The following is a 22582-nucleotide window of genomic DNA, read 5'->3' on the forward strand; positions in this document are numbered from 1 at the left end:
GCAAAGTCTTTAAAAGGCGGGTTATTGCGAGGAATATATATCAGGGATAAAGAGGTATACATGGTTTTGTTTACTGTGCCCAGTTGATTCCAGAATTTGCACAAACAGGTTTTGACATGAATGCCATTGTCCTTGCCGGCGTTAATCCATACAAAGTGACTCGTGAAAGATTTATGTCAGATTTTAATCTTAACTGCTCTAAAGAACTCGCAGAAAGGATAATTGAGCATGGAGTAAATATGCTCGACATTTTACCTTCGCTTGCTTCGAGTGCAGGTGATATTAACAAAGAAGAAAACTATCTTGATCATCTTGAAGAAACATGGACAAGTAAACTTGACGAAATTGGGTATGAAATTCTGAGTATTATGACCCAAACATTTGAAAGAGACTATATTTCAAAAGAGCATGGAGATTTTACGTGGGAGACACTGCTTGATAACAGTGAAGATTATTTGAGCGACAATTTGGATATTCATTTAACCGGAATATTCAGACAGTTATTCTTTGAATATGCACGAATTGATTACCAGTACATTAGAACACATTCTGACGAAGAACTTGAAGATTTTCTCGTCTATCAGGAAGACAGTATTCCATATGAATTTATTGACATGGTGAATTCACAAGGCTATGTGCGAATGTTTATTGAAAGACTTGCAAATCCATTCTTGCTTGACGACGAATTATTAGAAGAGATAAAAGCAGCCAAGTTCAAGCATAGCCTATTAAATATTAGCAAAGAAGACAAAGATAAATAATAATGACATTTGTTGGGTATGGCAGTATATAATACATGTATATATACATGGGGAGATTGTAAACTAAAGTGTGTCAAGTAAATGAAAAAGAAAATATTAACTTTACAGACACTCTTTAATTATGAGCAATTCATTTGAGACACTGTCCAAAATTTTGTGTAAATGGAAACAGAATTCAGTTGTAAGTTTGTTCTTATATCTGGATTCTGTTTTCAAAAATAAGCATAAATTGATTCATATAAATTGATTCATAATTAAGCCCCAGTTGTGAATTGGCTACGTCCATTTCTTCTCAATCTCCATAAGTGAAAGATAAACGGTCTTTTTTACAGCATCATCCGAAGGGAATGAAAGCTTTGATTTTGTGTATTTTCTGATTTTCCCGTTCAGGTTTTCAATGAGATTTGTAGTATAGATTATTTTTCTGATCTCCAGCGGAAACTGGAAGAAAACAGTCAAATCATCCCAGTTGTTTCTCCATGAAAGTATAGCATAAGGATACTTTCCTCCCCATTTCTTTTCCAGGTTGTCAAGTTCTGCGGCAGCAACTTCCTTATTGGGTGCATTGTAGATATTCTTCATATCCGCCGTAAACTCTTTCTTATCCTTATAAACGACATATTTACAGGAGTTTCTGATCTGATGTACTACACAAATCTGAGTGGATGACTGAGGGAATACCGTGCGGATGGTATCCGTAAATCCATTCAAATAGTCGGTACAGGTAGTCAGTATATCCTGCACTCCACGGGCTTTTAAATCGGTCAGGACGCCCATCCAGAAAGAAGAACTTTCCGATTGCCAAGGACTTCCTTCAGGCCGTTCTGTTTCAGACCGACACAAAGATAAACAGTCTTGTTTATGATCTTACCGTTATCCCGTACCTTGAAGACGATGCCATTCAGACTATCAGGTAAACAGGATCAAGAGGACGGTTTTGCCATTCCTGAGCAGCCTGGTTTATCTTGCTGGTAATGATGGAAATGGCAGATGTGGAGAGCTCTATTTCATAAATCTCACGCATCTCTTCCTCTATGTCAGAAACGCTCATTCATTTGCGTATAGGGAGATAACAAGCTTTTCTATAGAAAGTCCACGGCTTTCATGTTTTGGCACTGCTATCGGCTCAAACTGGCCGTTACGGTCACGTGGGATGGGAATGACAAACTCTCCATGTTCGGTCTGGATTTTCTTCGGATAACTGCCATTATGGGAGTTGCCGGTGTTATTTCTTGCCACAGAATTCTTTTCATAGCCCATCTGGGCATCCATTTCGCCTTCAAGCATCTTCTCCAACACCTGGGCATGCAACTGTTTCAGGAACTTGCTCACATCCGCTTCTGTCTTGAACTGGCTAAGGAACTCATTGTTTTCACTATTTCTTATCAGGCTGTAAAATACCTATGAATTCACCTACGATTCGGAACTCATCTGCATTTTCCTCCTCAATAATGATAGGTGAGTAATCGGTATTTTTGGGCTGGAGAACAATCTCTTCATGAGTCCAATTCCCATCTGCATCAAATGATTTCTTACTGGTATATGTTTTGATAGAATAACTGCCGGTATAGTCAGGATCATAGTAATTATGGTGTTCTGCAAGTACAATTTTCCCTTGTCGACTACCTGCCGGGGTCGCCCTAAAGACACAATAATCTCCATCGTGAATGAGCGGTTCCATAGAATGTCCTACAGCCTGTACGATAAACATATTCCGGTTAAGTTTTCCCATTCCTTCAACTTTCATCCAACCGTTTTCATCAACTATTTCTCCTTCCCCAAAATATCCACATGCAGCCCGTATGGAATATAAAGGCAGAAAATCAATGTATTTCACTTCGTCATTGACTTCTGGCTCTATTCTCAATTCAGGAACAGACTCATGTTGAGGTTCCAATTGGGCTACAAGATATTCAGCCAATGCTTTATCACAACAATACACATAACAGCCTTTCATACCTCTTGTAAGTAAAGTACGGTATGTGTTTTTTATAATCTCATCGGCATCTTGCAGAGCTTTACTTTTATTGTGTGTAATGAGCGACTTGAATCCTTTAACAGACTGGTCGTTACCAGAACGTTGAGTGACATCAGTAATAATCTGTCCGTTTTCATAACGCATGTCTGGACCAATAATGACTCCTACGTAATCCAGTTCCAACCCTTGGCACGTATGTATGCAACCTATTTCCTCGATAGATTTATCACCTATAATCCATAAATTTTTATCTGTATTCAGATTCCATCGTTTCTTGAAATGAAATTCTGGCAGGATAATGTCATAGTCATTGGGATTTTTCTTACTATTCCAATCCCAGCAGTATCCAGCTACAACACGTGCTTTGTTGTTGATTTTATTTTTTTCTTTGATAGCCTCAAATAATTGGTTTGGATCTGAGAAAATCTTGAAATCGTAATCTTCAGCAGACAACCGAATATTGGCTGTTTCCTTAATCTGCAAAGTGTTATCGAGCCAACTTAAGTAACCGTCTGAACCATTGCATCGGAATTGAGAACTTAATTTAGCAGTGTGTACAATGGCTCCGCACGATTCTGCAAATTTTTGTATGGCAGCTTTGGAACCTATATCTTTGATATGTACTCTTTGACGGTCATCGACAAAAAATATGGAAAAACGAGCTGCTTGTATAATTTCAAGAATCTGGTTTTCGCCTAAATTACTGTAGAGACCACTTTTCATATTCAGCCTGTGGGCTTCATCCACAATTAGAGCCCCAAAAGTATTACGTGGGGTATCTATAAAACTTCCGCTACCTACAAACAAGTTGTTAATATAGCTTTTTTTAAAGCTCCCTGATAATTTAGCTGTATACACATCACGCGGTGCTGCATTTTTAGATACATATTGAGCTACAACACCTTCTTTAGTCAATTCAACCAATAGATTTACGGCGACAACGCTTTTCCCTGTGCCAGGTCCACCCTCTACAATAAAAACATGTTTGGGCCCTTTTGCGGCTTCTCTTGCCAAATTTAACGCAGTTTCGTATACAACTTTTTGGTCATCCAATAATACAAACTCTCTATTTCCATGTAACATGGAGTTTAAAGCGTCCGCCAGTTGCTTGGAAGGCCGTAGTTTACCCTTATCGATAAGATATACAATATCCTCTTTAGAACCGTACTTGATATATTTCTTAATAAAATCTTGTAGTTTTCCTGCATCTGACTTTAAAAATAGAGGTGCTTTCGCTATGTACTCAGCATAGCATTCATTAGAGATAATATGATCTTCCTGATAGTTATGTAAGAAGGCGCAAGGCATGAGTTGTATACTTTGTTCGCGTACGGTCTCATTATAATTTTGAAGCATATAAGCATACGACCAGGCCTGATAGGAAGGATGTGCCGTTTCACTTTCACCATGTTGAAAATGAGTTTGTATGATACCGGATTTTTGGGACAGTTTTGCTTGTTCCCATTGTTTCAGCTCAATAATGACAATATTGGAACGCTGATTATTATCAACTCCAGAAATAATGAAATCAATACGTTTGGACGTAAGGGGTATTTGATACTCGATGGCAACTGTTGAAGTATCTGGAATATCTGGTGTATTGATTACTTTATACATATGCATCATGGAATTCTTCCATGATAGCTTTTCATTGGGGGAGGTGTGTCTTCCTAAATGAAGCAAGAAAGCGTGATCAATATCGTCCGCAATAGTTCCATTGAAAACGTCATTGATGAATCCCTTTTTACTGGCGTGATATACAATCATAATTCGGTATATTTCTTAGCGTTGCCCTTGGATTTGCTAACAGGATATTTTTCTGCATTTTTAGCCAACTTCGACAAGATGATTTCTTTGATATCTAATTTGTATTTATCAGCAATCAGAAATGCATAATTCATAATATCAGCTAATTCTTCTTTAACTTTATCTACATTCACCTCATCTGGTTGTTTCCATAAAAATGCTTCATTTAATTCTGAGGCTTCAATAGACAAAGCCAATGCTAAATCTTTCCCGTTGTGGAATTGATCCCAGTCTCTTTCTTTTGTAAACTGGACAATTTGTTCCATTATTTCTTTTATATCAGAATTTTGTGATGACATTGCTCTTCTTTTTTATATACTAAAATAAAAAGAGTAGTAGGAATCTGATATCCTAATTTCTACTACATTATCATTTCCCGATGCAAAAATGCTTGAAAATATTCCCCAGCACCTCATCGGTCGTAATTTCCCCGCCTACAATCTCTGCTAAGTGGAAGAGACATTCGCGGAGGTCTTGTGAAACCAAGTCGCCGGAGAGATGTAGGACCAGTCCGTCTTGTACGCGGTGAATAGCCTCTAACGCGTGACTCAAGGCTTCGTAATGACGGATGTTGCTCACCACCACATCGTTCTGTGAGAGGTCGGGCAGGGCAGCGAAGTCCACCAGCTGCTTCTGAAGCTGAGAAAGCCCCTCTTTCTGCTTGGCCGAAAGAGAAAGCACACATACGTCCTCCGGCAAATCGGGGAGAGCCGCTTTCAGGCGAGCAAGCTGTGCATCCGTCGAAGAAGCAGTATTATTCGTAGAAGGTTCTGCCGATGAAAGCAAATCTGCCTTGTTGAGCACAATCACCAAGTGCTTGCCTTCGCAGCGGGGCAGAATCTTGCCGGCCAGTTCGCGGTATTGTGCCTCGGCACAAGTGGCGTCGATCACCCAAAGCACGATGTCGGCCTGATCCAGCTTCTGGAAACTCCGTTCGATACCCAGACTTTCAATGGTGTCGGTCGTTTCACGGATACCCGCCGTATCGATAAAGCGGAAGGTGATGCCGCCCAGGTTCATGGTGTCCTCGATAACGTCGCGTGTGGTACCGTGGATGTCGCTCACGATGGCGCGTTCTTCGTTCAGGAGGGCATTCAGCAAGGTAGACTTCCCGGCATTGGTTTCGCCCACGATGGCCACGGGGACGCCGTTCTTGAAGGCATTTCCTACGCTGAACGTATCCACCAGGTGATGGATGACGTGCTCAATCTGACGGGCGATGTCTTCCAGTTCTGAACGGTCGGCAAACTCCAGTTCCTCGTGGTCGCTGAAATCGAGTTCCAGTTCCATGAGGGAGGTGAGGTGGAGCAGCTTGTCGCGCAGAGTGGCCAGTTCCCGACTGAATCCGCCGCGCATCTGGTTCATGGCCATGCGATGGGTAGCGGCAGAGGTAGAGGCGATGAGGTCGGCCACCGCTTCGGCCTGGCTCAAATCCATCTTGCCGTTCAGGAAGGCACGCTGGGTATATTCCCCCGGTCCGGCGGCACGGCATCCTTGCCGGATAAGGAGCTGCATCACCTGCTGGAGAATGTAGCTCGAACCGTGGCAGGAGATTTCCGTGGAGTCTTCTCCCGTGTAGGAATGAGGGCCTCGGAAAAGGCTGACCAGCACTTCGTCGATAATCTCTCCTTCAGGACTAAGAATGTGGCCGAAGGTGAGGGTATAGGGTTCACGTTCGGCCAGCGGCTTACCGGAAACGGGCTTGAAAATGCGGTCGGTGAGGGTGATGGCTTCCGGACCCGACACGCGGATGGTGCCGATGGCTCCGCCTTGGGCGGTAGCGATGGCACAGATGGTATCTTGGGTTTGTAGTATGTTCACGTGTGTATTGCTTTTAAAATCCTTGCAAAGATACGGTTTTCAGGTTACATCCGGAAGGGGAGCCGACAGATTTATGCGGGCAGGTAGAGGGTTCTCACCAGCAGGTCGACCACTTTTTCGAGGTATTCGCGGTCGGTTTCATCGAAGGTAGCCAACTGGTCGCTGTCGATGTCGAGCACGCCCCGGACTTCTCCGTTGACCGTTATCGGCACAACGATTTCGGAGCGGGAGAGAGAACTGCAGGCGATATGGCCGGGGAACTGGTCCACATCGGGCACAACTTGGGTACGGGCTTCGGCCCAGGCAGTACCGCATACACCGCGGCCTTTCTTGATGCGGTAGCAAGCCACGCTGCCTTGGAACGGGCCGAGGTGAAGCTCGCCTTCGTGTACAAGGTAGAAGCCTACCCAGAAGAATCCGAAGGCTTCTTTCAGGGCGGCACTGGTATTGGCCAATACACTGATTTCGTTTTTCTCGCCTTCAATCAGGGGGGCAAATTGTTCAAGGAATTGCGCGTAACGCTGACGCTTGTCGGTAAGGGTGGATTTGAAACTTGCTTCCATGTAGATGATTTTTTAGACAGAAAAACAGGTCCTCTTCCGGAGAAGGGAACCTGTTGATTAATAATTAATTTACTAGATTCTTTCGAGGACGACTTTAATCAGGTCGTCAATCTTGCTCTTGTATCCGGTGTTGGCTTCCTTGGCCACGCGGTTAGCTATGACCATACAGACAGTAGTGGCTTTATGGCCTTGCAGACGGGCCAGTCCGGCTAGGGCAGAGCTTTCCATTTCGAAGTTGGTGATGCGGTGTCCCTGGTACTCGAAGCTTTCGATTTTCTCATTCTGGTGCGGGTCGGCCAAGGGGATACGGAGCTGACGGCCTTGCGGACCGAAGAAACCACCGCAGGCTACGGTCACGCCACGAACCATGTCGGTGCCGGCGATGCGGCCCACCAGTTCCTTGTCGGCGTGAATCACATAGGGAGCCGGAGCGCAGAGGTTACCTGTCCAGCCCAGGTGGTTGAGCAGGGCGCGTTCCATAGGCAGGTCGCACACGGCGTTGCGTCCTTCGTAAAAGTTCAGGAGGCCGTCGAATCCCACGGAGACTTCGGAACAGATGAAGGTGCCTACAGGCGTGTAGGGTTGCAGGCCGCCGCAGGTACCGATGCGCACAATTTCCAGCTGTCGGTAGATATCGTTTTCTTCGCGGGTCTGGAAGTTGATGTTGGCCAGCGCATCGATTTCATTCATTACGATATCGATGTTGTCGCACCCGATACCGGTAGAGGTCACCATGATGCGTTTGCCTTTGTAGGTACCGGTGATGGTATGAAACTCACGGCTTTCCACTTCACATTCGCGGGTGTCGAAGTGGGAAGCTACGAGGGCCACGCGTCCGGGATCGCCCACCAAGATGATTTTGTCGGCCAGGTGTTCCGGTTTCACGTGGAGATGAAATACAGAACCGTCTTCGTTGATAATCAGTTCTGAAGGGGGAAAATACTTTTTCATACGTTACATTTTTAGTCAAGTAAAGTTTATGTTTGCTTATTTACCGATGGGTTCGTGTCCGGCAGGATGAGAATCCGGTCGGGCAATGCTGCTCCGCATATCGGTATCGGCTTGGATGTTCTTCATCCGGTAGTAGTCCATGATGCCCAAGTTACCTGTACGGAAGGCTTCGGCCATGGCTTTGGGCACTTCCGCTTCTGCCTGAATCACGTTGGCACGGGCTTCTTCGGCCTTGGCTTTCATTTCCTGTTCCAGGGCTACGGCCATGGCACGACGTTCCTCAGCCTTAGCCTGGGCAATATTCTTGTCGGCATTGGCCTGGTCAATCTGCAGGGAAGCACCGATATTACGGCCAATATCGATGTCGGCAATATCAATGGAAAGGATTTCGAAAGCAGTACCGGCATCCAGTCCCTTGCGCAGCACGAGCTTGGAGATGGAGTCGGGGTTCTCGAGTACCGACTTATGATTTTCGGAAGAACCTATGGAAGAAACGATGCCTTCGCCTACACGGGCCAGTACGGTGTCTTCACCGGCTCCACCCACCAATTGGCGGATATTGGCGCGTACGGTCACACGGGCCTTGGCGATGAGCTGGATACCATCCTTGGCTACGGCGGTGACGGGAGGGGTATCAATCACTTTCGGGTTGACCGACATCTGTACGGCTTCGAATACGTCGCGTCCGGCCAAGTCGATGCTGGTGGCCATCTTGAAAGAGAGTTCAATGTTGGCTTTTGAGGCCGATACCAAGGCGTGTACCACCTTTTCCACATGTCCCCCAGCCATATAGTGAGCTTCCAGATCATCACGGGTAATGTTGCTCAATCCGGCTTTGTGGGCCTCAATCATAGCAGGTACAATGACATAGGGCGGCACATTACGGATGCGCATCAAGAACAGCTGGATAAGTGAAATTTTGACGCCCGACACTTTAGCCGAGAGCCAGAGAAAGAAAGGCACGTAGTGGAAAAAAATGACCAGGAAAATGATGACACCTCCGGCCAGAATAAAGGGGAGATAAGTGGGATTAATCATATACGTTAGATTTAAAAGTGAATACAGGAAGAAGGGTGAACGTGAGGTTTATGCATGTTTCACGTATACCGTGGTCTCGTTGATGCGGACAATCTCTACCGGCGTTTTCTCATCGATGAATCCGTCGGCCGACTGCACTTCGATGATGTGTCCGTTGAAGTCGGCATTGCCAATTAAGGTCAGTCGGGTGACACTCATGCCTTTGTCGCCAGGTTTCAGGTTCATTCCCTCAAAAGGAGAGGGACGGTAGTCAAGCGTTTTCTTTAGCGACAGGCGGTCGACGGTCTTGGAACGCATGAACCACCATGTCACGCCGATGATGCCCAGCAGAGAGACTCCGATGGTGAGGAATCCGGCCTGTGAGCCGAGCGAGGTAAAGGCGGAATAGATGGCATAAAGGATGCACACCGCAGCTCCGACTCCCGCCACGCTGATGCCGGGAATCAGGAAAACTTCGATGGCAAAGAGTATCAGGCCTCCGATGATGAGTGCGATGATAATCAGTGTTTCCATGGTATGTGTATATTTTTATTAGAGGTTCTTCAGTTTCTTGATTTCCGTATTACGGATGTCGAGGGTAAGCTTTTCAATCTCCTCGTACAATTCTCTCACCCGTTTTTCACGATCCAGAATACCGGGAGCCAGTTTTTCCTTCAGGGATTGGTTACCAGAAGCATAATTGTCACGGATTTTTACCAACGACTCGTTCATGGTTTGCAGGTCTTTTTCCTTTTGCTGTAGCTGTTGGAATTTTTTCCGCGCATCCTCTGAATGGAAATCCGACAAAGTATGATAAACGGCATTATCATCCACTACAAAACGGAAATCGCCTTTCTTTTCTTTCTCATCTCCTCCGTACATCACCTGTGCCAGTTGTTGTTTGGCAATCCGGACTTTATCGGCATCGCCCCAAGTGTTCCGGATGCCGTTCAGCATCGCTGCATTGGTCAGTAATCCTGGGTCGGTCGTGTCATAATCGTACACTTGCTTGGAACTATTGGGAGAAAATACATATACACAGACCTTTCCTTCTGGCTGATAACGGTCGGAAGCAAACCATCCCAAGTCATTAAAATCGTCGATGGCATACATATAGTCATTGAATGGAGAATTGAATGGGAAACCGATATTGTCGGGTTTCAGATAACTTCCTTCGTCCGAATCGTAACGAGTGATGAAGATATCATATCCTCCCAAACTTTCTGCCCCTTTGGCAGCGAAATAAAGCGTTACTCCATCAGGATTAATGTAAGGATAATTCAGCTCGGATCCCGCATCGTCCAACCCTTTGACTTTTTCAGGTACACTCCAGTCTCCTCCCAACGTAACACTGGAATAAAGCGCCTTCTCATTGGTGCCCGGTACACGGTGGGAGAGGATTTTCTTGTCCTTCATCCCATTGATGAACTCCGTGCAGTCGCTTTCACCGGTAAGACCTACTTTCCCAGATTCCTCGTTGATTTTATATGCCTGAAGGAAATCCTTCTTGTCGACTACAAAACTGTCAATGACAGCCACGTTCTCCACGCCTCGCAGCATACGGGCTCCCATGCGGTAGCGGTTCATCAGTGTGTCCAGTTCGGAGGTGTCGCGGTTCTTGCGTTCCATCCAATAGATGTGGTCTTCCAAATTCTCAATGGCTTCATCAAAGCGATACAAGTCGAAATAGGCTTTACTCAGATAGAGGAAACCATTGATGACCTTGCGTTCGGCACTTTTCTCCAGATAGGGTACAGATTCCTGCAAGGCACCCGTTTCATAGCAGCAAGCACCGTACCAGAAGTTATAGTTGGCGTTTGACGGAGATTGTTTCACCAACCGTTGGAAAACCGGTTTCGCCTTGTCAAACTGCTTGTCGTTAAACCATTTCTGTGCTTGGCTCAAGGTCTGTGCGGAAGCGCCTCCTATACCACAGAGAGCCAAAAGGGGAAGTATGTATCTTTTTTTCATCGTTTCTGTGTCTAAAAGTTTCTCAAATGTAGGAATATTCTGGGAATTATACCATTTTCTGTTCTCTATTTTTCTTTTTACAAAAAACTTTGGTGTCTGAATGGCAATAAATTGCCCAATCTTGTTTATTCTTCGGCCGGATGCGCTTCATAAAAAAGCGTACCCCTTTTCCGTTATTCGGACGTTTTTTCGTAATTTCGCCGCCGTTTTAGTAGTATACGTATGGGAAAAATGACGGAAGAAGACCGCCTGATGCGCCGCATCAACCAGCGGTTCATGAAAGGAATAATGAAATACAACCTGATAGAGGAAGGCGACCGAATCTTAGTGGGCCTTTCGGGTGGAAAAGATTCACTGGCTTTGCTGGAGTTGCTGGCTTTGCGCTCGCGCATCTACAAACCGAGATTTTCGGTAGTGGCGGCTCATGTGGTGATGAAGAACATTGCCTACGAATCCGACCAGACCTATCTGCGCGAATATGCCGAGAACTTAGAGGTACCGTACGTGTGCTATGAAACAGAGTTCGACCCGTCGACCGACAACCGGAAATCGCCTTGTTTCCTGTGTTCGTGGAACCGGCGGAAAGCGCTCTTCACCGTGGCCAAGGAGCAGGGATGCAACAAAATTGCATTGGGACATCACATGGACGACATTTTAGAGACTTTGCTCATGAACATGACCTTCCAAGGGGCTTTCAGTACTATGCCGCCGCGACTCGTGATGCGCAAGTTCGACATGACGATTATCCGTCCCATGTGCCTCGTACATGAAGCTGACTTGAAGGAAATGGCTGCTCTCCGAGGTTTTCGCAAGCAGGTGAAGAATTGTCCGTATGAAAAAGACTCTCATCGTTCGGACATGAAAGAAGTGCTGGCCCGGTTGGAAGCCATGAATCCGGAAGCACGTTACAGCTTGTGGGGGAGCATGAACAACATCCAGCGCGACCTCCTTCCGATAGAGAGTGAAGAGAATTCGCTCGGTTAAATCTCATTCAGGGACATTCAGTACCACCTGCTTGCCCGTCATGGTGATTTTTCCTTCGGCAATCAGTTCCGACAAAGCGCGAGCCAGTGACGGACGGGCTACTCCCAAGATGAAGGCCACTTCCTGCTGGTTGTGGATACCTCCATGCATTTGAAGGTAGTTCAGTAAGCGTGATTTCAGGCTCTGTAAGGCAAACTCATTCAGCTTGCGGCTCAGAAACAGGCTCCGGTCGGAAATGATGGCGATGAAGTTCCGCATCACGGCTGGCTGGGCATGCATGAACGCCTCGAAGCGGGCACGGTCCATGACAAGCACCTCACAGAGTTCCGTGGCTTCCACATTCACCGGAAAGCGGTTCTCCGAAGCATAGATAAATGCCGGAGCCAGAATGTCGGGCGCCTTGATCCAGTCGATGGTGAGCTGTTTGCCTTCGGCATTTTCCATTTGCGTCTTCACATTCCCTTTCATCAAAATAAATAGGGAACGGCATGCGTCTCCCTGACGGGCGATGTATTCTCCTTCCTTATATATGCGCAAACTGTTCGGCGCCTCACGCAGCAGTTGGTGAAGGGCTTCTTTCTCGCATCCTTCAAAGAGGCTCATTTGTGTCAAAACTTCGGTATGCATCTTTCTTTTAACTTTTCTTTGGGTTCCGTGTCACATAGGTGACAGAAATCCCGCGGGGGATTCCTCATCTTTGTGCAAACTTAATGAAAAATCAACAATAACCCAAGAAAGAATATGGAAGGAAACATGTTTTGCTACCAGTGCCAGGAAGCTGCTAAGGGCACAGGATGTGTGTTGAAAGGTGTGTGCGGAAAGAAAGATACCACCGCACGTTACATGGATTTACTGCTGTTTGTGGTGCGTGGAGTATCCGTAGCCGCCGATGCCTTGCGTACGAAAGGCCTTGAGGTGGCAGCCGACACGAATGGCTTTGTCACCGACGCACTTTTCTCTACGATTACCAATGCCAATTTTGATGACGAAAGCATCCTGGCCCGCGTACGCAAAGGCTTGGAACTGCGCGACCGCTTGAAGGCGCGTGCTGCCGATGCGGGTATCGTCTTGCCGGAGGTGGACGAACTGACCTGGAACGGCGGAGAAGCAGACTATCTGGCTAAATCAGCCTCTGTAGGGGTACTGAGAGAGCTGAACGAAGACCTTCGTTCGTTGAAGGAACTGCTGATGTACGGACTGAAAGGGATGGCCGCTTACCACGAACATGCCATGCGACTGGGCTTTGCCGATGAAGCCATCCATGCGTTCATGCAATCCGCGCTGGCTCGCATCACCGTAAAAGCCATGGGAGCCGATGAGCTGGTGGCGCTGGTACTCGAAGCCGGACAGCACGGGGTGCAGGTAATGGCGTTGCTGGATCAGGCGAACACTACCCGCTATGGTCATCCGGAACTGACAAAGGTGAACATCGGAGTAGGCAAGAATCCGGGTATCTTGATCAGCGGACACGACTTGCACGATTTGGAAGATTTGCTGCGTCAGACCGAAGGTACGGGAGTGGATGTGTACACGCATAGTGAGATGCTTCCGGGACACTATTATCCGGCATTCAAGCAATACAAGCATTTTGTGGGCAACTACGGAAACGCCTGGTGGAAGCAGCGCGAAGAGTTTGCGTCCTTCAACGGTCCGATTGTGTTCACCACCAACTGTATCGTGCCGCCACTGGAGAACGCAACGTACAAGGAACGAATGTTTACGGCCAACTCGACAGGCCATCCTGGCTGCAAGCACATCGCTACGGATGCTGAAGGCCACAAGGATTTCTCAGAGGTCATCGCACTGGCCAAACAGTGTCAGCCACCGGTGGAATTGGAACAGGGAGAGATTGTCGGTGGATTCGCCCATAATCAGGTGATGCAGCTGGCCGATAAGGTGGTGGAAGCAGTGAAGAGCGGAGCCATCCGCAAGTTTGTAGTCATGGCCGGATGCGACGGACGCATGAAGAGCCGCGATTACTATGCCGACTTTGCACAGGCCCTTCCGAAAGATACGGTTATTCTCACGGCAGGTTGCGCCAAGTATCGCTACAACAAACTGCCGTTGGGCGACATTCAGGGAATCCCTCGGGTACTCGATGCCGGACAATGCAACGACAGCTACTCATTGGCCGTGATTGCCCTGAAACTGAAGGAAGTCTTCCAGTTGAACGACATCAACGAACTGCCCATCGTGTACAACATTGCATGGTATGAACAGAAAGCGGTCATCGTCCTGCTGGCCCTGCTGAGCCTGGGCGTGAAACACATTCACCTGGGCCCCACTTTGCCGGCCTTCCTCTCACCGAACGTAGCCAAGGTATTGGTCGAACAGTTCGGCATCGGAGGCATTACCACCCCCGAAGCGGACATGCAACTGTTCGGCATCTGATGACGGCTTAATAGGATTTCTCGTTGGCCAGATTCCAGGCATTAAGAAAAGAAGCTTTCGTGATTTCCACCACCTTCTCCCAGTTCAGCTTGTTTGCATGGTCGGAAGGCTGGTGGTAATCCGGATGCCCATCCGTGTGATACCAGATGACGGGAATGTCGTGTACGGCAAATGACGCATTGTCGCTTCCTCCCACCGGACGGTCCCAAGGACGGTAGTCAGGCTTCAGTTTCAGCTTGTAACGAACGATATCGTCTTTCAGCCACTGTCCAAAGGCCGGATGCGCTTCCGTATAGAAATACACCACATGTTCGGGTTGTTCCGGGAAATGGTTCCGCCCAATCATGTCAAAATTCAGATAACCTTTAATCTCCTTCACGAAATCACAATGCTGCATGAAATACTGGGAGCCGAGCAAGCCTTTCTCTTCTCCATCCCAAAAGGCGATGATTACGTTGCGCAGCGGTTTCTTGCCACTGGCCTGAAAAGCACGGGCAATCTGTAGTACGGCCGACACTCCCGATGCGTTGTCGTCGGCTCCGTTGTAAATCTTATCATCTGCCAGTGTTTCGTCAATGCCCAAATGATCGAAATGGGCCCCGACCACTACATATTCGTCTGTCCGTTCTCCGGGAATCATTCCCAGCACATTGGCCATCCGAAGGGAACGATGCGTCAGCTGTTTCAATTGAGCAATAGAATCGGGATGTACTTGCCAGCGGCCTTTCTGCTGCCTTTCCTTGGCGCAGGCCTCGAAAGGCTGATAATAAGAATCACCATAAAGGGGAGAAATCCCGGCTTCCTGAAGGCAGGAAACCAAGTAGCGGGCAGCCACACGCGATCCGTTCATACCGGCTTCACGTCCTTGCAGGGCATCGTCTGCCAGAAAGCCCACAATGGCTTCGGCAGAAGGACGATTGATACTTTGCAGGCCTTTTTCCACGGCAGTCTGTGCCTGCAGGAGAGAGGTACCGCATGAACCGATGGTCCATGCCAGTAACAGAGAGGTTATAGTCTTTTTCATAATGAGAGCAAAAATAGGGAGAACTTACAAATTTCCCAAACTTATTCTTCCTGTTTCTTCACGTAACAAGAACTTGATTTTCTAGAAATTGAGATTCACTCCGGCCATTACCGTAGCCCGAGGCATAGGATAACCGGCATTGATTTCGTATCGCTGGGCCAGCAGGTTCTCGCCACGTGCCCAAATGTCCAGCCAACGAGTCGTCCGGAAGGAAGCCCGCACGTTCCACAACACGAAGTTTTCTGTCGCTACGGGGTCTGTCTGGGTATAGAGTCCGGCGATGTATTGCAGCCCCGTCGACACGTTCCAACGGCCTTGAGAGAAATTGGCCCCAACGTAAAGTTTGTGTTCCGGAGCAGCAATGACTGGATGCGCCATGTGCAGGTAACTGTAGTTTCCGTCTACTGACCAAGCGCGGTTGATGCGGTAAGCTGCCTGCAATTCAACACCTGTATTTTCTATCTTTCCGGTGTTCTGGTTCAGCATCCCACTTCCGTGCGGATTGGGCAGTGTCTGTATCAGGTTCTTGGCATTGATGTAAAACAAATTCACTCCATAGTACAGCTGCCCCTCCATCAATCGCTGTGAGAAGGCCAGTTCATAGTTCCACATCGATTCCGGTTGCAAATCAGGATTCTGCGGCGGGAACATGTACATTTCCCGCAGGATAGGGTAGCGGAAGCCTTTAGAAGCCGAGGCCTTCAGTTCCATAGCCTGTGGCAAATGGAAAGCCAGTCCGGCCTGCGGTACCCATTCCGTACCCACCCGTGAATGATGGTCCACCCGCAATCCCGCATTGAAGGTCAGCCAAGAGCAAAAATCCTGTCGGAAGTCGATGTAGCCAGCCAGTTCGTCTTCTTGTTTGTCTACCAGATCGGACGTAGTGCCCACCTTTTCTCCGCTCACGTATTCATTCCAAGCACGGCCTCCGTAGCGGAACCAGTCGAATCCTAGTGTGATACGGTTTCCCGTGAAGAACTGCGTACTTTGATAGAGAGATATCCCCATCATGTAATCATGAGAATTGAAACGGGCATCCTGAGGACTTTCACCGGCAGAAGGTGTATATCCGTCATTAATCCAATGGTCTCCCCAGTTGTAGAAGAAACTCAATCCCCCGGAAGTCTTTTCATAATGATTCTCCAACGCAAACGAAGTCATGCCTCGCGTAATTCGCTGGTCTCCGTCGAGCAACGGTGCACTGACCGGCCCCGGATAGGAAGCATTGAAATGCGTCACGTTCACGTCGCCTCGCACGTTCCAATGGTCGGTCATCTCGTATCCTAACTTGGCATAGCCCCCATACTGTTCAAACCCCATGTCGGCCCGATGTCCGTCGGTACGGTTGTAGGAACCGGATACCACGCTCGAAAACCGTCCCTTGCGGACACGGTTGGTCAGTTCCGTTTCCAAGGTATTATACGAACCGTAGCCCGCATGCAGATGGGTGTTCACCCCGTCTTCCTGCATCTTCCGCGTCACGATGTTGATTACGCCGCCCATGGCGTTCGAGCCGTACAACACCGAGGCTGGACCCCGCAACACTTCCACCCGTTCGGCCAGGAACGACTGGTAGGCATCGGCTATCGGATGACCGAAAATACCGGCATATTGCGGGTGACCGTCAATCAATACCATCAGCCGGGCCGTTCCTCCGCTCAGTCCACGCAGGGAGATGCTTCCCGCCGCCCCGTTGGACACGCCATAACCCATCACCCCGCGCGAGGTAACGAAAAGTCCGGGAACCTGTTCAGTCAGCACCGGCAACAAGGACGGTTGCAGGGAGTGTTCAATCTGGGCACGCCCCACCACTGATACGGTCTGCGACAGATGGCGCACATCCGTCTCGTGGCGGGCGCCAGTCACCACCACCTCGTCTATCTGGTGTATCTGGTTTGTAAGCGATAGCGTATCATGCGATGACGTTTGAGCCATACTCGCTTGACAGGCCAAACTGATTCCTATAATAGAAAGATATACATTTTTCATTCGATTCGTAAATTACAAGTTTGTTTGTGTTCCTAATGATACATTACATGACTAAAGTGGGACAAAATTAGTAAATATTCTTCCGTTTTGCCTTACCTGAATGACAGATAATCTTCCCTTCATCCTAGAAAGAGATACTTTTGTAGGTCGTTAGAAAAGCCCTCATTGGAGAAGAATTGCGAAAAAGTAACTATTTCCTAAGACTTTTTTACCTCTTTCTATTTTCTTATTCTCCATACTTTTGCACCTAAAATGAAGAATTTTCTTGATATTTGTATAAAATAAAGAATATGACACCTCAAATGAAAGCAGCTCAAATTAAAAGATATTCAAAAGCAATTCAAATTCACCTCAATTCACTTCCGATGCCGGAGATAGGTCCGTCGGACGTATTGGTAAAAGTTCAGGCAGCCGCGGTCAATCCGTTGGACCAACTTATTCTGACTGGAAGTATTCGGGTGATTCAAGACTATCCCATGCCGTTGACCTTAGGCAACGAATGTGCCGGCGTCGTGGAACGGACAGGTGCCGATGTGACCCGCTTTAAAGCCGGCGACAAAGTGTATGCCTGTCTACCCTTGGCCAGAATCGGGGCCTTTGCCGAATATGTGGCCATAGACCAGCACGCCTTGGCCTTCATGCCGGAAGATTATGACTTTCTGACGGCTTCCGCCATTCCGCTGACAGGGCTGACGGCTTATCAGGCTTTCACGGAAGAACTGGAGGCGCAACCCGGACAAACGGTTTTGATTACAGGAGGTTCCGGAAGTTTTGGCGAGATGGCCGTGCCCATTGCCAAAGCCTTGGGATTGCGGGTGATTGTGACGGGCAACGAACGGGCGAAGGCACACTTACTGAGTATAGGAGCCGACCGTTACATCGATTACCAGAAAGAGAATTATTGGGAAGTGCTGCCGGAGGTGGATCATGTGATTGATGGCATCGGGGCCAAGGAATTTGCCCACGAACTGTCGGTACTGAAAAAAGGAGGACGTTTGTTGAGTCTGCGGGCAGCTCCCAACAAGCAATATGCCGAACGGAACGGTTTCTCTTTCTTCAAGAAATGGCTGTTTGCTGCCGTAGGCGCTCCTTACGACCGCAAAGCCCGAAAGCAAGGAAAAGAATACCGGTTCATGTTCGTGCGTGCCGATGGAGAACAGTTGGAAAAAGTGACCCGTATGGTGGAAGAAAGACATATTCGCCCCAGAATCTCTCCGCAGGTGTTCCATCTTGAGCAGACGGGTGAAGCCATCCGCTTCCTGTCGCAGGGGCATACCGACGGAAAGGTCGTGATTCGTTTGTAGTGTAACCGGAAATCATTCCATTTAAAATAGAAGAAAAATGAAATATTACGAGATTTGTTTCAGTCCTACAGGAGGTACACAGAAAGTGGCAGATGCAGTCACGAAAGGCTTGCCCCAAAGTGCTATCAAGATAGATCTGACCGATGCCAAAGGGAACTTTGACAGCATTTCATTGACGAAGGAAGATGTGGCCTTGATTGCCGTGCCTTCTTATAGCGGACGAGTACCCGAGACTGCCGCCGCACGTATCGCCCGTTTGCAAGGCCACAGTGCCAGCGCCATTCTCATTTGCGTGTATGGAAACCGTGCCTACGAGGATACCTTGGTCGAATTGCAGGACATCGTCCATCAAGCCGGATTTAAAGTGATGGCAGCCATAGCGGCCGTAGCCGCAAACCCCCATCCCCCCCCCCCTGCCGCCGGACGGCCGGACGAAGAAGACCGGACACAGCTTGCGGCATTTGCCAGTCAGATAGCGCAAAAAATCGCTTCCGGAGATACTTGCGAACCGAAGATTCCCGGTCACCGTCCTTATCGGAAGGCCGGAGCGACGGGGATTGTACCAAAACCCACAAAAGCTTGTATAAATTGCGGAGTGTGTGCCCGGAAATGTCCCGTAGGAGCTATCAATCCGGCGGATTCCCGGAAAGTGGACAAGAAAGCCTGTATCTCCTGCATGCGTTGTGTAGCAGTCTGTCCTCATTCTGCCCGCAAAGTGAATGGCCTGATGTTGTGTTTGGTCAATGCGATACTCAAGAAAGACTGTTCCCAGCGGAAAGTGAACGAACTTTACCTATAAAAGTGAGCGAATTAAGATTATTCGTAGATGCCGTTCTGATAATCCGACTGGTATTGCGAACAAGTCTTGCCAGTCTGCTGCTTGAAAAAACGCATCAGATGGCTGGGGTCAGAAAAGTGGAAATCATCGGCCAGCTGGCTGATGGTACGGTTGCAAAATAACAGATCATTTTTCAAGGCCTCTACTAGTCGCTGCTTCAACAAATGGTTGGCAGATACTCCGAACTGAGCCATTACGGCATGGTTCAGGGTAATCCGGCTGATATGGAGCATGTCGGCATATTCTGTCACTCGCTGCACCTTCCGTATGTGCTGTTCAAGCAGTTCCTTGAACTGATAGGCATAGTTGTTTTTAGGAACATCCATGGGAAGATGGTAGGTGGAAGCATATTCACGGTTGATAACCAATAATAGGTAATACAATACAGCTACAATCAGGTTGTAGCTGTCGGCAGTGGGATGTTGCAGTTCCTGCTTGATTTTCTTAAGTAACTGCATACATTCTCTAAACAATGGTTGGGAAACGGGTGACAGGTAAGGAGGAGTATCCGTCTGGTAACAATACAGCAAACGGTAGGCAAAAAACTTGTCAGCAATGAAAGTGCGCATGAAATCCTCCCGAAAGATAAGAAAAGTATACTCCAAGGCGTCTTCCTCTACGTGCCATTCCTGTTGCTGGTGCGGAGAGAGAAGCAGCGCCATGTCATCATGTAGTGCTATCCGTTTATTGTTCAGCACCAGAAAACCGTTGGCTTTCCGGAAAAAGAAAAATTCGAAGAAATCCGTCTTGAAGGTCGGATTCTCAGTCAGTACTCCACAAATCTCACTACTATGTCCGGTATTGATATAGAAATCCACGCCGCATTGCGTTTTGTTGAACGGAACGTTGACAAGTCTTTCCGGATTGAGATTTTTCTTTTTCATGGTTTTCCTAAATTGTTTTACACGCAAAGATAGTAAATGTAATTATCAAAATGGCCTGTTTCCCTTCTTATGGGGCATGAAGAGTGAAACAAAATATACCGACCTTTGCGATGAACAAAAAACAGAAGGCTATGGATAAGAACAAGACAGCAGTTATTCAATTGGTGCGCAATGCGACATTGAAGATTTATTACGCAGGCAAGTGTATATTGGTCGATCCGGTGTTGGCTGAAAAAGAAACGTTAAGGTCGGCACTTGGAGTGAATAAGAATCCAAGAGTACATCTGAACATGTCGGCAGCCGACCTTGTAAAAGATGTGGACATGGTTTTGTTGACTCATAACCATATTGATCATTACGAGCCGAGTGTGAGACATTATTTGCCTTATACCATCCCATTTTTCACCCAACCGGCAGATAAAGAAACAATCGTACACGACGGATTTATGAATGTAGAAGCCATAGAAGAGATAAAACAGCTAGGAGGACTGAGTATTTTCAGGACAAACGGGCATCACGGTTTTGGCAAACTTGCAGAAATGATGGGACCTGTATCTGGCTTTGTCCTGAAGTCGAAAGATCTGCCTACCATTTATGTGATGGGAGACTGTAGGTGGGAGAATACCATTCACGAGAACATCGATCGCTATCATCCGGATTATATAGTTGTCAACTGCGGGGGAGCCGTGTTTCCGGAATTTTCCAAAGATTTCGGACCGATTTTGCCCGATGAGCATGAAGTAATGCAAATACTGGATGAAGTGCCAAAGAATGTAAGACTGATTGCTGTACACATGGATGCCATTGACCATTGCCAGACTACACGCGCTATCCTGCGTAACGAAGCCCAGCATAATCACATAGATATGAATCGTTTGATTATTCCCGAAGATGGAGAATGTATAGCATTATAAGCGATGGATACAGAAATCATTCAAGAAATTAAAGTACAGAGCGTCATGACCAAGTCCTCTCTGCCCGTCGGAGGTTATTCGGTGAATCCGTACGTGGGTTGCCCGCACGCCTGCAAATATTGTTATGCCTCGTTCATGAAACGCTTCACTGGACATACTGAACCGTGGGGCACGTTTCTGGATGTGAAGCACTGGAAACCGATAGCGAACCCGCATAAATACGATGGTGAACGTATTGTGATAGGTTCCGTGACAGACGGATACAACCCTTACGAAGCCGAGTTCCGAAATACCCGCCGTCTGCTAGAGGAACTTCGGGGTACACAGGCCGAACTGATGATTTGCACGAAGTCCGACCTCGTACTGCGCGACCTGGATCTGTTGAAGCAATTCCCCAAGGTCACGGTCTCCTGGTCGGTCAATACACTCGACGAGGAGTTCCGTGCGGATATGGACAACGCTGTGAGCATTGAACGCCGCTTGAAAGCGATGCGGCAGGTCTATGAGGCAGGCATCCGTACCGTATGTTTTGTGTCGCCCATATTCCCGGGAATCACCGATGTGAAGGCAATTATCGAAGAAGTAAAAGGATATGCCGATTTAATCTGGCTGGAAAACCTGAATCTGCGCGGGCAATTCAAAGGAGGAATCATGGCGTATATCCGTGAGAGACATCCCGCACTCTTTCCGTTGTACGAAGAAATATACAACCATAAAAAACTGGATTACTGGAAAGCCTTGGAGAAGGAGATTTCATCCTATGCTACACAACAAGGCTTTCCCTATCGGGTGAATGATTTGCCCTACGGACGTTCCGAAAAAGGCAAACCTGTGCTTGTCAACTATTTCTATCACGAGAAAATTAAGCTGAACCGATAAGATTAGGAGATAAAATACGGCGTGGCAGGGAATCCTATTCCTTTGCAACGCCGTATTTCCGTTCAAACACTTCCGTATTCCGATTACCCCATTCAATCATGGCATCGAGAATTGGCAGCAGACTGCGCCCCAACTCGGTCAAGGCATATTCCGTTCGCAAAGGCACTTCATGGTAAGTAGTTTTGGAAACAAGTCCGTCTTCCACCAATTCTTTCAACTGGATGTCGAGCACACGGGGAGTTGCTTCCGGGAAGAGTTTGTGCAGTTCACTGGGACGCAACGCCCGATGCCGCAATTCATCCAGCATACACGATTTCCATTTGGAGCCTATCAGGCTCATGGTCAGCCGGAGCGGGCAGTCCAAATCCACAGGTATCTTTCTTTCGTACATGGTTTCTGAAGAGTATACAATTACACAGTCGTAAAGATAAGGATAACTCCCGAAACCCCTGTATACCGAATAATTTTTCGGTAGGTGAATAATTTTTCGGTAATTGTATAAACCGT

General features: G+C 47.6%; 20 protein-coding genes and 1 pseudogene. 7 read left to right on the forward strand and 14 right to left on the reverse strand.

The features are described from left to right. Positions 1-116: 116 nt before the first annotated feature. Entirely contained in the window at positions 117-761 is a 645-nt protein-coding gene (locus tag RDP42_RS06190; RefSeq protein ID WP_308762983.1) for a hypothetical protein, read from the forward strand. 193 nt (positions 762-954) lie between these two features. On the opposite strand, the pseudogene RDP42_RS06195 reads toward RDP42_RS06190, so the two are convergent. The 9 genes and pseudogenes from RDP42_RS06195 to RDP42_RS06235 all read right to left on the reverse strand — a co-directional run bounded on the left by RDP42_RS06195 (position 955) and on the right by RDP42_RS06235 (position 10868). Then, positions 955-2150: pseudogene (locus RDP42_RS06195) on the reverse strand (IS256 family transposase). Beyond that, the gene (locus tag RDP42_RS06200) at positions 2137-4506 is read right to left on the reverse strand and encodes a DNA/RNA helicase domain-containing protein (protein WP_308762984.1); all 2370 of its coding nucleotides are present in this window, start codon (positions 4504-4506) and stop codon (positions 2137-2139) included. The pseudogene RDP42_RS06195 and the gene RDP42_RS06200 overlap by 14 nt, the downstream one beginning before the upstream one ends. After that, complete coding sequence (locus RDP42_RS06205) at positions 4503-4844, reverse strand: nucleotide pyrophosphohydrolase (protein ID WP_308762985.1); 342 nt, start codon at positions 4842-4844, stop codon at positions 4503-4505. The genes RDP42_RS06200 and RDP42_RS06205 overlap by 4 nt, the downstream gene beginning before the upstream one ends. Positions 4845-4914: 70 nt before the next feature. Continuing rightward, positions 4915-6366 (reverse strand): tRNA uridine-5-carboxymethylaminomethyl(34) synthesis GTPase MnmE, encoded by a 1452-nt coding sequence (mnmE, locus tag RDP42_RS06210; RefSeq protein ID WP_308762986.1) that lies wholly within the window; start codon positions 6364-6366, stop codon positions 4915-4917. Between the two features lie 71 nt (positions 6367-6437). Further along, complete coding sequence (locus RDP42_RS06215; RefSeq protein WP_308762987.1) at positions 6438-6929, reverse strand: GAF domain-containing protein; 492 nt, start codon at positions 6927-6929, stop codon at positions 6438-6440. Between the two features lie 72 nt (positions 6930-7001). Continuing rightward, on the reverse strand, positions 7002-7880 hold the full coding sequence (locus tag RDP42_RS06220) for a nucleoside phosphorylase (protein ID WP_308762988.1): 879 nt from the start codon (positions 7878-7880) through the stop codon (positions 7002-7004). Positions 7881-7916: 36 nt separating this feature from the next. Then, entirely contained in the window at positions 7917-8918 is a 1002-nt protein-coding gene (floA, locus tag RDP42_RS06225; RefSeq protein WP_308762989.1) for a flotillin-like protein FloA, read from the reverse strand. Between the two features lie 48 nt (positions 8919-8966). Beyond that, a complete protein-coding gene (locus RDP42_RS06230) occupies positions 8967-9431 on the reverse strand; it encodes an NfeD family protein (RefSeq protein WP_204434503.1) in 465 nt (154 codons plus the stop codon). An 18-nt stretch (positions 9432-9449) separates the two neighbouring features. Then, complete coding sequence (locus RDP42_RS06235; protein ID WP_308762990.1) at positions 9450-10868, reverse strand: CDC27 family protein; 1419 nt, start codon at positions 10866-10868, stop codon at positions 9450-9452. 222 nt (positions 10869-11090) lie between these two features. Here RDP42_RS06235 and RDP42_RS06240 point away from each other — a divergent pair, with 222 nt between their 5' ends. Next, on the forward strand, positions 11091-11852 hold the full coding sequence (locus RDP42_RS06240) for an ATP-binding protein (RefSeq protein ID WP_308762991.1): 762 nt from the start codon (positions 11091-11093) through the stop codon (positions 11850-11852). 3 nt (positions 11853-11855) lie between these two features. Here RDP42_RS06240 and RDP42_RS06245 read toward each other — a convergent pair whose 3' ends face one another. After that, positions 11856-12479, reverse strand: coding sequence for a Crp/Fnr family transcriptional regulator (locus tag RDP42_RS06245; protein ID WP_308762992.1), 624 nt, complete (start codon positions 12477-12479; stop codon positions 11856-11858). A 114-nt stretch (positions 12480-12593) separates the two neighbouring features. On the opposite strand from RDP42_RS06245, the gene hcp reads away from it, so the two are divergent. Next, a complete protein-coding gene (gene hcp / locus RDP42_RS06250) occupies positions 12594-14243 on the forward strand; it encodes a hydroxylamine reductase (RefSeq protein WP_308762993.1) in 1650 nt (549 codons plus the stop codon). A 7-nt stretch (positions 14244-14250) separates the two neighbouring features. Here the strand turns inward: hcp and RDP42_RS06255 are convergent, their stop codons facing one another. Together RDP42_RS06255 and RDP42_RS06260 are read right to left on the reverse strand one after the other, a co-directional pair. Continuing rightward, on the reverse strand, positions 14251-15267 hold the full coding sequence (locus tag RDP42_RS06255) for a M20/M25/M40 family metallo-hydrolase (RefSeq protein ID WP_308762994.1): 1017 nt from the start codon (positions 15265-15267) through the stop codon (positions 14251-14253). An 81-nt stretch (positions 15268-15348) separates the two neighbouring features. Then, positions 15349-17202, reverse strand: a complete 1854-nt coding sequence (locus RDP42_RS06260; protein WP_308762995.1) for a TonB-dependent receptor — start codon at positions 17200-17202, stop codon at positions 15349-15351. 419 nt (positions 17203-17621) lie between these two features. Here RDP42_RS06260 and RDP42_RS06265 point away from each other — a divergent pair, with 419 nt between their 5' ends. Continuing rightward, positions 17622-18560 carry an NADP-dependent oxidoreductase gene (locus RDP42_RS06265; protein ID WP_308762996.1) on the forward strand — a complete coding sequence of 313 codons (939 nt, stop codon included), beginning with the start codon at positions 17622-17624 and terminating at the stop codon, positions 18558-18560. A 37-nt stretch (positions 18561-18597) separates the two neighbouring features. After that, entirely contained in the window at positions 18598-19359 is a 762-nt protein-coding gene (locus RDP42_RS06270) for a 4Fe-4S binding protein (protein ID WP_308762997.1), read from the forward strand. A gap of 17 nt (positions 19360-19376) precedes the next feature. Here RDP42_RS06270 and RDP42_RS06275 read toward each other — a convergent pair whose 3' ends face one another. Further along, positions 19377-20282, reverse strand: a complete 906-nt coding sequence (locus RDP42_RS06275) for a helix-turn-helix domain-containing protein (protein WP_308762998.1) — start codon at positions 20280-20282, stop codon at positions 19377-19379. A gap of 131 nt (positions 20283-20413) precedes the next feature. On the opposite strand from RDP42_RS06275, the gene RDP42_RS06280 reads away from it, so the two are divergent. Both RDP42_RS06280 and RDP42_RS06285 read left to right on the forward strand, forming a co-directional pair. Continuing rightward, on the forward strand, positions 20414-21196 hold the full coding sequence (locus RDP42_RS06280) for an MBL fold metallo-hydrolase (protein ID WP_308762999.1): 783 nt from the start codon (positions 20414-20416) through the stop codon (positions 21194-21196). A 3-nt stretch (positions 21197-21199) separates the two neighbouring features. Continuing rightward, positions 21200-22075, forward strand: a complete 876-nt coding sequence (locus RDP42_RS06285; RefSeq protein ID WP_308763000.1) for a radical SAM mobile pair protein B — start codon at positions 21200-21202, stop codon at positions 22073-22075. A 34-nt stretch (positions 22076-22109) separates the two neighbouring features. Here RDP42_RS06285 and RDP42_RS06290 read toward each other — a convergent pair whose 3' ends face one another. Beyond that, positions 22110-22466 (reverse strand): helix-turn-helix domain-containing protein, encoded by a 357-nt coding sequence (locus tag RDP42_RS06290; RefSeq protein ID WP_308763001.1) that lies wholly within the window; start codon positions 22464-22466, stop codon positions 22110-22112. Between the last annotated feature and the right edge of the window lie 116 nt (positions 22467-22582).

This window comes from uncultured Bacteroides sp. (assembly GCF_902472605.1).
Classification (GTDB): domain Bacteria; phylum Bacteroidota; class Bacteroidia; order Bacteroidales; family Bacteroidaceae; genus Phocaeicola.